9 protein-coding genes are annotated in these 9920 nt (G+C 71.9%); 4 read left to right on the top strand and 5 right to left on the bottom strand.

Features of this window, described 5'->3' with window-relative positions; genetic code table 11:
• Positions 1-15: 15 nt before the first annotated feature.
• Complete coding sequence (locus tag AB0N84_RS11495) at positions 16-999, top strand: sugar ABC transporter permease (RefSeq protein ID WP_220456187.1); 984 nt, start codon at positions 16-18, stop codon at positions 997-999.
• Positions 996-1922 (top strand): carbohydrate ABC transporter permease, encoded by a 927-nt coding sequence (locus AB0N84_RS11500; protein WP_220456188.1) that lies wholly within the window; start codon positions 996-998, stop codon positions 1920-1922. Before AB0N84_RS11495 ends, AB0N84_RS11500 begins: the two co-directional genes overlap by 4 nt.
• Before the next feature lie 91 nt (positions 1923-2013).
• Here AB0N84_RS11500 and AB0N84_RS11505 read toward each other — a convergent pair whose 3' ends face one another.
• Both AB0N84_RS11505 and AB0N84_RS11510 read right to left on the bottom strand, forming a co-directional pair.
• On the bottom strand, positions 2014-3006 hold the full coding sequence (locus tag AB0N84_RS11505; RefSeq protein ID WP_220456189.1) for an alpha/beta hydrolase: 993 nt from the start codon (positions 3004-3006) through the stop codon (positions 2014-2016).
• Positions 2999-4522 carry an MFS transporter gene (locus AB0N84_RS11510; RefSeq protein WP_363546316.1) on the bottom strand — a complete coding sequence of 508 codons (1524 nt, stop codon included), beginning with the start codon at positions 4520-4522 and terminating at the stop codon, positions 2999-3001. Before AB0N84_RS11510 ends, AB0N84_RS11505 begins: the two co-directional genes overlap by 8 nt.
• Positions 4523-4669: 147 nt before the next feature.
• Between AB0N84_RS11510 and AB0N84_RS11515 the strand changes: the two genes are divergently transcribed.
• Positions 4670-5473 (top strand): SDR family oxidoreductase, encoded by an 804-nt coding sequence (locus AB0N84_RS11515; protein WP_363546318.1) that lies wholly within the window; start codon positions 4670-4672, stop codon positions 5471-5473.
• 34 nt (positions 5474-5507) lie between these two features.
• Here the strand turns inward: AB0N84_RS11515 and AB0N84_RS11520 are convergent, their stop codons facing one another.
• From AB0N84_RS11520 to AB0N84_RS11530, 3 genes are all read right to left on the bottom strand, one after another.
• Positions 5508-5963: a hypothetical protein gene (locus AB0N84_RS11520; protein ID WP_289458367.1), complete on the bottom strand. Its 456-nt coding sequence runs from the start codon at positions 5961-5963 to the stop codon at positions 5508-5510.
• Positions 5964-6301: 338 nt separating this feature from the next.
• The gene (locus tag AB0N84_RS11525) at positions 6302-7417 is read right to left on the bottom strand and encodes a Gfo/Idh/MocA family oxidoreductase (RefSeq protein WP_182045881.1); all 1116 of its coding nucleotides are present in this window, start codon (positions 7415-7417) and stop codon (positions 6302-6304) included.
• Positions 7414-8214 carry a sugar phosphate isomerase/epimerase gene (locus AB0N84_RS11530; RefSeq protein ID WP_363546322.1) on the bottom strand — a complete coding sequence of 267 codons (801 nt, stop codon included), beginning with the start codon at positions 8212-8214 and terminating at the stop codon, positions 7414-7416. The genes AB0N84_RS11525 and AB0N84_RS11530 overlap by 4 nt, the downstream gene beginning before the upstream one ends.
• A gap of 243 nt (positions 8215-8457) precedes the next feature.
• Here AB0N84_RS11530 and AB0N84_RS11535 point away from each other — a divergent pair, with 243 nt between their 5' ends.
• Positions 8458-9750 (top strand): MFS transporter, encoded by a 1293-nt coding sequence (locus AB0N84_RS11535; RefSeq protein WP_363546325.1) that lies wholly within the window; start codon positions 8458-8460, stop codon positions 9748-9750.
• Positions 9751-9920: the final 170 nt, after the last annotated feature.

The raw sequence follows: 9920 nt of genomic DNA on the forward strand, positions 1-9920 counted from the left end.
ACGGAAAGGCCAGACGTGACCGTCTCCGCCACCCGCCCGAGCCTGGAGCGCCCGGACCGTCCCACACGCGCACGCGGCGATCGCCCCGGCGGCCCCCCGCGGCGCCGCACCACCCGCTCGTCCGCCCCCTTCTGGCTGCTCACGCCGGCCGGACTGGTGCTCGTCTTCGTGACGGTCGCCCCGATCGTCTTCCTGGTCTTCACGTCGTTCACCGACTACGACCAGCGCTCGCTGTTCACCGGTGCCTACGACGCCGTCGGCCTCGCGCAGTACGGGCAGATCCTGACCGATCCGGCCTTCTGGGCGGCGCTGGTCCGGACGGTGCTGTTCACCGCCGCGATGGTCGTCGGCAGCATCCTCATCGGAGCGGGCGTCTCCCACCTCATGACCCGGCTCGGCGTCGTGCTGCGGTACGCCGTCACGATCGTGCTCATCTTCGCGTGGGGCATGCCGAACGTGGCGTCGTCGCTCGTGTGGAACTGGCTGTTCCAGCCCGGGTACGGGGTCGTCAACTGGGCCCTCACGCAGCTCCGGGTCTTCGGTGACATGACGGACACCGACTGGGGCAACAGCGCCGGGCTCGCCTACACGTCGATCTGGATGCTCGTGGTCTGGCAGGCGGTGCCGTTCATCGCCCTGACGCTGTACGCGGCCGAGACCCAGATCCCGCTCGAGGTGAAGGAGGCCGTCCGGCTCGACGGCGGCTCAGAGTGGACCGTCTACCGCGTGGTGACCATCGAGTACCTCCGCCCGACGCTCCTGCTCGTGACGATGCTCTCGATCATCTGGGACTTCAACGTCTTCAACCAGATCTGGCTCGTCTCGCAGGGCGGTCCCGACGGGGCCACCTCGACCCTGGGCGTCTTCACCTACGTCACCGCCTTCGTCGGGCACGACATCGGCACCGGGTCCGCGGTCGCCGTGATCGCCGCGCTCATCCTCATGGTGCTCAGCGCGCTGTACATCCGGAACCTCGTCCGATCGGGAGAAGACCTGTGACCACCGCGATGCCGACGGGCGTCCCCGTCGAGGCCGACGTCCCCGCAGCCGTCCCGACCCCGAAGGGCGTCGCGGCGACGAAGCGGATCCGCCGTCGTCGTCGCCCGGTCCGCTGGATCAGCAGCACCATCGCGGTCGTGTTCTGCCTGGTGTGGATCTTCCCCGTCTACTGGATGGTGAACACCGCGTTCAAGCCGCGGTCCGAGGCCCTGACGAGCACACCGCTGTTCGCCCCCGCCCACCCGACGATCGAGAACTTCGTCACGGCGTTCACCCGGGCCGACTTCCTCGTCTACCTCGGGAACTCGACGATCGTGGTCGTCGGTGCCGTCGTGCTGTCGCTCGCGCTCGGCATCCTGGCGTCGGCCGCGCTGTCGCGGTTCCGGTTCCGAGGGCGCCGACCGATCCTCGTCGCGATCCTGCTCGTGCAGATGCTGCCCGGCACCGCACTGCTCATCCCGCAGTTCCTCATCTTCAACCAGGTCGGTCTGACCGGCACCTACGCCGGGCTCATCCTGGCGTACGTGGCCGCGGTGCTGCCGTTCTCGATCTGGGTGATGCGCGGGTTCTTCCTGGCGATCCCGATGGAGGTCGAGGAGGCCGCCCGCATCGACGGCGCGAGCACGTGGCAGGTCCTGACTAAGGTGCTGTTCCCGCTGGTGATGCCGGGGATGATCGCGACGAGCGTCTTCGCGTTCATCGCCGCGTGGAACGACTACATCGTGGCGTACACGTTCATGCAGGACCAGGCGCAGTACACGTTGCCGGTCTGGCTCGCGTCGTTCACCACGCAGACGACCGGGACGGACTTCACGGGGCAGATGGCGGCATCGGTGCTGTTCTCGCTGCCGGTCGTCGTGTTCTTCATGATCGTCCAGCGCAACCTGGTCTCCGGGATGTCGGCCGGCGCCGTCAAGGGGTGACCCACGGACGGGAGGCGCGGTGCGGGCCCGCACCGCGCCTCCCGTCCGTCCGCTGGTCGCGTCGCGGGTCCGCCCGGCTGCTGCGGTCCGGTCAGTCCCGGCTCGTGACCGGGCTCGTGGGACCGAGCAGCCGCGTGGTCCAGTCGGCCAGGGCGGCGGTCGCCGCCCTGGAGACCGCCGCGCCGGGCACCATGCTCGTGAACCCGTGGAACGCGCCCGGCCAGACGTGCAGCTCGGCGTCGACCCCGGCCGCCCACAGGGCACTCGCCCAGGCGACGGTCTCGTCGCGGAACACCTCGGCGCTGCCGCAGTCGATGTAGGTGCGCGGGAGCCCGGACAGGTCGTCCGCGCGGGCGGGTGCCGCGTACGGCGAGACGTCGGCCGTACCGCGTCGGTCGCCCAGGTAGGCGCCCCAGCTGAAGTGCATCGCCTGTCGGTCCGCGATCCCCACCCCGTCGATCTGGCGCGTCGACACGGTGTCGTCGCGGTCGTCGAGCATCGGCGAGACCAGGACCTGGGCGAACAGCTCCGGCCCCCGGCGGTCACGCGCCAGCAGTGCGGTCCCGGCAGCGAGCCCGCCGCCGGCGCTCTGGCCGGCGATGACGATGCGTGCGGGGTCGATGCCGAGCTCGTCCGCGTGGTCCGCGACCCACACGAGTCCGGCGTAGCAGTCCTCGACGGGGGTGGGGTCCGGGTGCTCCGGGGCGAGCCGGTAGTCGACGCTGACGAGCACGACGTCGTGGTCGAGCAGCCAGTCGTCGTAGGAGTCGAGGTTGCCGAGGTGGTGCCCCATCACCATCCCGCCGCCGTGGATCGTGTAGACCGCGGTGGTCGGGCCGGTCCGTCCGGTGCGCTGGATCACCGCCAGGTCGATCGGGACGCCGAGGTGACCGGGGACGCTGACGGTGCGACGTTCGTACCCGCGGGCGCGCAGGCGGTCGTCGAGCTCCTGCTCGGTGACCTCGAGTGCACGCATGCGGGGGAGGGCGGCGGCGTCGATCGTGAACGGACCCCGGGCCGTCAGCGAGGTGAGGAAGACGTCGAGCTCGGGGTCGAACGGCGGGCGGATCGTGGTGTCATGCACGGGAGGACTCCTGGGAGGTGGTGGGTGCGGGCTGCTGCGTGGACGGGAGGGGAGCGGAGGTCGGTGCGGGCTCGGTGCGGCGCCGTCGACCGCGCAGGATGCCGACGCCGACGAGCAGTGCGGCGGCGCAGGTGACGACGGCGCCGGCGACCTGGACGGCACCGAGGACCGCCGTCGTGTGGGCTGCGGTGGGGTGCGCCACGGTGACGCTGCCGGGGACGAGCACGGCGAGGACCGTGCCGGTGGCGGCGATGCCCACCGCGGTGGCGAGCTCGCTCGCGGTGTCGACGAGTGCCGCGCCGATCGAGGTGCGGTCGGCGGGCAGGCCGGCCAGGACGTTGTTGCCGGCGACCGCACCGACGACCCGCATGCCGGCCGCTACCAGGGCGAGTGCGACGGCAACCGCGGGGTAGCCCGTCCGACCGGCGACGGTGAAGACCGCCAGGCCGACGACGACCGCGGTGGCGCTGGTCCACGCGGCACGCTCGAGCCCGACGCGCCGCACGAAGGGTCCGACGAAGCGTCCGGCGGCGAGCAGCACGACGACCTGCGGCAGGGTGCCGACGGCGGCGAGTGCGGGCGGCCACCCCCAGGCGGACTGGAGCTGCAGGGTCACCAGCCACGAGAGCCCGGCGGTCGCGAGGCCCGCGGCCGCCTTGTGCGCGAGCCCGCTGGCGACGAGCGGCCGGGCGAGCAGGGCGAGGTCGAGCATCGGCGACCGGGCGGTCCGCTCGCGCAGGACGAACCCCGCGACCGCCGCGATCGTCGCGGCGGCGGCGGCCCACGCGGCCGTTCCGGCACCCTCGACCGCGAGGGTCGGCGTGACGAGGACACCGGTGACGGCGGCCGTCCCGAGGGCCGCGCCGAGCAGGTCGAGCGGCTCGCGGTGCAGATCGTCGGGGCCGTCGGGTCGCACCCCGGCACGGATGCCGACCAGCGCGACCAGCGCGATCGGGGCGTTCGCGACCAGGAGGACCTGCCACGGGGCCACCGCCAGGACGAGCCCGCCGATCGTCGGCCCGACCGCGAGCCCGACGAGGCCCGCGGTCGACACCACCGTGAGTGCGCGGACCCGCAGGTCGTCGGTGGCGACGAGCCGGAAGGTCAGTGCCATCGAGCCGGGCGTCGTCATCGCGGCGGCGAGCCCCATCAGGGCACGGACGACGACGAGTTGCTCCACCGACGTGACGAGGGGGGTCGCCGCGCTGACCAGGGCGAGGAGCACCAGGCCGGTGAGCATAGTGCGCCGTCGGCCGAACCGGTCGGCGACGGACCCGAACAGGAGCATGAGCCCGCCGAACGCCACGGAGTAGGCGCCGGAGACCCACTGCAGCGACGTGGTCGATGCGGAGAGGTCCCGTCCGATGGTGGGCAACGCGACGGTGAGGACCGAGTTGTCGAGCATCTCGAGCAGGAAGACGGCGGACAGTCCGGCGAGGGCGACCCACACGTCGCCCAGACGGACGGGCTCGGTGCGGGCGGGTGGGGTGTGAGCGGGCGGGATCTGAGCAGGCACGGGTGCACTCCTTCGATGAAGAAGTGGCGACTCCCGTGAGACGCGTGCTCGCTCCCGTCCGCCGGAGCGGAGCGGGATTTTTCCCTCTGGGCGTGACTGTACCGCGATCACGGTCGACCGCGCCACCACCGGGTGTACGCAGGACCCATGAACCGACCCCGCACTCCCTTCCGAGGCCGCCGCGCCCTCGTCACCGGTGCCAGCGGCGGGATCGGCGAGGCGCTCGCCCTCGGGCTCGCCGCAGCCGGCGCCGACGTCGTGCTGGTCGCTCGTTCCGCCGACCGGCTCGAGGCACTGGCGGACCGGATCCGTCGCGACCACGGGGTCGACGCGACGACGCTCCCCGCCGACCTCGCCACTGCGGACGGTCTCGACACCGTCATCACGCGGCTCGACGGCACGCGGATCGACATCGTCGTCGCGAACGCCGGCGTCGGCGACCACGGGCCCTTCGCCGCCGCGACCGACGAGCGGCTCCGAACCCAGGTCGACCTCAACTGCACCGCGGTCGTCCGGCTCGTGCACGCGTTCCTGCCCGGGATGCTCGAGCGCCGGATCGGCGGCGTGATGACCGTGGCGTCGACGGCGGCGTTCCAGCCGACGCCGCAGATGGCCGTCTACGGTGCGACGAAGGCGTTCGTGCTGTCGTTCACCGAGGCTGTCTGGCAGGAGAACCGGGGGAGCGGGGTCCGGTTCCTCGCACTCTGCCCCGGCCCCACCGCGACGGGCTTCTTCGACGAGGCGGCGCGGGGAGCGGGGTCGGCGGGCGTCATGGAACGCGGGCGGCAGTCGGCTGAGCAGGTCGCGGCCGTGGGCCTCCGGGCGTTCGCGCGGCAGGGCGGCCCGACGGTGGTGTCCGGCCTCGGCAACGCGGTGACGGCGAACGCGCACCGGTTCGTCCCGCGCGGACTGATGGCACGGATGTCGGCGCTCGTCACCGGCGGGGAGTGATCGTCAGCGGACGCTGGTCACCGGGAGGGGCTGCTCACCCGTAGCCCTCGTCGTACAGCCGCCACCCGTCGGCGGTGTGGCGGAAGCAGAACTGCCACCCCTCGAGCGTCCCCGGGTCGTCGCCGGTCAGGTTCGTCTGCGTGACGTCCACCGGGATGCACTGCACTGCGACCCCGCCGTTCTCGTCCGCGGGCCGTCGCTCGACGGTGCCGACGTTCCGGTGGGCGAGCAGGTCCGGGTGCTCGTCGAGCCAGGACGTCGGCTGGCGCTGCCCGCACCACGCCTGGTCGGGTGACGACGGTGCGTGCGCAGCCGTGAGGGCCTCGGTCACCGCGCAGTCGTGGGCCTCGGCGGCGCGGAGGTACACCCGCAGGACCTGCTCCGACGAGGCGCTCGCCGGAGGGAGGCGCCGCGCGGTCTCGGCAGCGTGCTCGAGGTGCACGCCGATGCCGGCCCCCGTGGCGACGACGGCCAGCGCGGCAGCCGCCACCAGGACCGGCAGGCCCCGTCGTCGTGGAGCTCGGTCGTGCGTCGTGTCCGTGGCGCCTCCTTCGACAGCGGTCGGATCCCCCTCGTCCCGACCCTGACACGGCACCGCTCCCGTCGGCATCCTCCTGCGGGACGAAGCCGACCGGCCGGTCGGCTGGTCCTGCTCCGTGCGAGCGGGCAGGACACGCTGCTCATCGTCCGCCCGGAGGGCGGAGGACGTCGGTGTGCGGCTCTGGACGTGACGGATCTGGCCCGCTGGGCGGACCGGACGTACCGACGACGACGGACGGGAGGCGCGGTGCCATCTGGCACCGCGCCTCCCGTCCGTCAGGTGGCTGGCTACGCGTCCACGCCCTCCGCGAGCACGGCGGCCGCGGGGTCGAAGTCCTCGGGCAGCGGCTCCGGCTTCGTGATGCGCGAGGTGATCTCGACGGCCTGGCCGGAGTCGGCGGCGTCGCGGATGCCGAGCATCACGTCGAGCGCGTGCGACGCGACGGCACCGGAGGCACGCTCCGGGCGGTCCTCGGCGATGGCGCGTGCCATCTCGACGACGCCCGTGCCGCGACCCCACGTGGAGCCCTTGTGCTCGAGGGTCGTCGGCTCGTCCTTGCCGAGCGTCCACAGCGTGCTGTCGCCGTCGAAGACGTTCGGGTCCGGGAGCACGATCGTGCCCTCGGAGCCGTTGATCTCGACGAAGCCGTTGCGGGGCAGGGCGTGCTGGAACGACAGGGTCGTCTGCGCGGACTGGCCGTCGGCGAACGAGATGAGCGCGGCGTGGTGCGTGGGCACCTCGACCGGGAACTCGGTGCCGGCGCGGGGACCCGAGCCGATCACGCGGGTCTCGCGCGACTTCGACGCCACGGCCTGCACGCGCGAGGCGGAGCCGAACGCGTGGAGCAGGGTCGTGACGTAGTACGGGCCGATGTCGAACAGCGGACCGGCGCCCTGCGCGTACAGGAACTCGGGGTCCGGGTGCCACTGGTCCGGGCCGGGCACGTGGAACATCGTCGTCGCGGTGAGCGGCGTGCCGATGTCACCCCGGGCGATGGCGCGGATCGCGGTCTGGATGCCGGCACCGAGCACGGTGTCGGGGGCGGTCGCGTACCGCACACCGGCGGCCGACGCGGCGGCGAGGAGCGCCTGGGCGTCCTCGGCCGTGGTGGCGACCGGCTTCTCGCTCCAGGTGTGCTTGCCGGCGGCGATGATCTGCTGTCCGACCTTGGCGTGCTCGGCCGGGATCGTGATGTTGACCACGATCGAGATGTCGTCGCGGGCGAGGAGCTCCTCGACCGTGCCGGACGCGGGCACGCCGTACTTCTCGGCCTGCGAGGCCGCGCGCTCGAGGATGAGGTCGGCGACCATCAGGACCTCGACGTCGGCGAACTGCGTCAGGTTGGTGAGGTACTGGTCCGAGATGTTGCCGGCACCGATGATGCCGACTCCGACGCGGGTCACTTGTCGTTGCCCTTCAGCCACTCGAGCGACTCGGTGATGCCCTGGAAGACGTCGCCGGAGTACGCGTCGAACTCGACGACGCGGATGGCCTGCGGCGCGGCGGCGAGGATGCCCGCCACGTCGACGTCGCCCTGGCCGGCCGGGGTCTGGTTCTCGAAGGCACGCTGCAGGGCCTCGGGCACGACGAGCGCGCTCTCGGACGAGGGCAGCGCGGTGAGGATGTCACCGTCGACCTTGCCGTCCTTGACGTGGATCGCGACGACGCGGTCGCCGAGCGACCGAAGGACGGCCGGGGCGTCGGCACCGCCGACGGTCGCCCAGAAGGTGTCGACCTCGAGGACGGTCTCCGGCGAGAGCTGCGACACGAAGAGGTCGTAGACGGTCCGGCCGTCGACCTTGTTCGTGAACTCCCACTGGTGGTTGTGGTACCCGAACTCGAGCCCACGAGCGGTGGCCTCGGCGGTGAGCTCGTTGACGCGCTCGGCGATCTTCGCGACGTCGTCGGCGGTCTGCCAGCGGTCGGTCGGGATGAACGGGTCGATGACCGTCTGGATGCCGAGGCGCTCGGCGGCGTCCCAGATCGGCGCGGTGTCCTCGGCGTCGATCACGGCGACGTGACCGGACGGGGCCTTGAGGCCGGTGGCGGCGAAGGCCTTCTCGAGGTCGGCGGCGCGCTCGACGAACGCGTACGGCTCGACGTTCTCGTAGCCGATCTCGCGCACCCGGGCGATGGCCTTGTCGAGGTCTTCGGCGATGGCGTCGCGCAGCGAGTACAGCTGCACAGAGGTGGTGGGCATGGCAGAGGGCTCCTTCGGTCCTGTCTGGGTGTCGCGGCATCTGGTGTCGCAGCCCGTCGAGGATCGATGCTCCCCGGCGAGATCGATGACGACGCTACCCCAGAAACCACCCGCTGTGTAGTTTTTGTCGCGCGTCGTCCATCGGCAATCTGCGCAACACGTGTCGCACGCAGGTCGAGCGATGTATGCTCGCCGTCGAAAAACCTTGCAGCACAAGGTTTCCGTTCGACTCAAGGAGGCGTCATGAGCACACCCGAACCCGGCAGCCGCGCGGTACTGGACCCGGAGGGCATCACCCAACCCGTCAGCACCATGCGGGTCGGCATCGGCTACCAGGTCGCCCTGTTCCTCGGGCAGTTCGGCCTCTTCGTGGCGCTCATGGCCCCGGTCTACGTGAGCATGCAGATCAAGGCGCAGGCCCTGGTCGGCGACGACGCCGCGACCGTGATCGGCTCGGTCCTGCCGATCGGCGCGTTCGGCGCGCTCATCATGAACCCCCTCGCCGGTGCCCTGTCCGACCGCACCCGCACCCGCTGGGGTCGTCGTCGCCCGTGGCTGCTCGGCGGCGTCGTGGTCTTCGCGATCGCCCTGGCCTGGATCGCCTACGCTCCGGACGTCCTCAACCTGACGCTCGGCTGGCTGCTCGCCCAGCTCGCGGCGAACGCCACGCTCGCCACGCTCCTCGCGAGCTTCGCCGACAACGTGCCGCAGCTGCAGCGCGGCCGGGCGTCGAGCATCATCGCCCTCGCGCAGAACACCGCCGTGCTCGCGGGCACCTACCTGTCGGTGTTCTTCGTGGCGAACCTGCCGGTCCTGTTCATCGCGCCGGGCATCCTGGCGATCGTCCTCGTGCTCGTCTACGCCCTCGTCGCCCGTGACGAGCTCCCGACGTACCCGCTCAAGAAGTTCACCTGGCTGAACCTCGTCTCGTCGTTCTGGACGAACCCGATCAAGAACCCGGACTTCGCGTTCGCGTGGTGGTCGCGCTTCCTCATCATCCTCGCGACGTTCATGTTCACGACGTACCGCCTGCTCTACATGCAGGAGCACCTCGGGATCGAGGACCTGCAGGACGCCACCGCGGCCGTCGCGTTCGGCGTGCTCCTGTACACGCTCGCCCTGCTCGTGAGCGCGGCGCTGTCCGGATGGGCGTCGGACCGGCTCGGCCGCCGCAAGGTGTTCGTCGGTGGGTCGACGGCGCTGTTCGCCGTCGGGCTCGTGGTGCTGGCACACGCCGACACCGTGACCGGGTTCTACGTGGCCGAGGTCGTCATGGGCTTCGCCTACGGCATCTACTCCGCGATCGACACCGCGCTGGTCGTCGACGTGCTGCCGAACGCCGACCGGCCGGGCAAGGACCTCGGCGTGATCAACATCGCCAACGCGCTGCCGCAGTCGCTCGCCCCGGCGATCTCGCTGTTCTTCCTGTCGATCGGCAGCGTGCACGCCGACAACTACACGCTCATGTGCTGGGCCGCCGGGGTGGTCGCCCTGCTGGGCGCCCTCGTGGTCATCCCGATCAAGCGGGTCCGGTAGCGACACGCGACACGCGACACCGGACGGACGGGAGGCGGGGGGGGGGGCGGGGGGGCCCCCCCCCCCCCCCCCCGCCGGGGGGGGGGGGGGGGGGGGGGGCCCCCCCCCCCCCCGCGCGCGCGTAGGCGGTGGGGCGGGCCGTGGGGGGGCTTTTAGGCCCCCCGAACGCG

Source organism: Curtobacterium sp. NPDC089185, assembly GCF_040685235.1.
Taxonomy (GTDB): Bacteria; Actinomycetota; Actinomycetes; order Actinomycetales; family Microbacteriaceae; genus Curtobacterium; species Curtobacterium citri.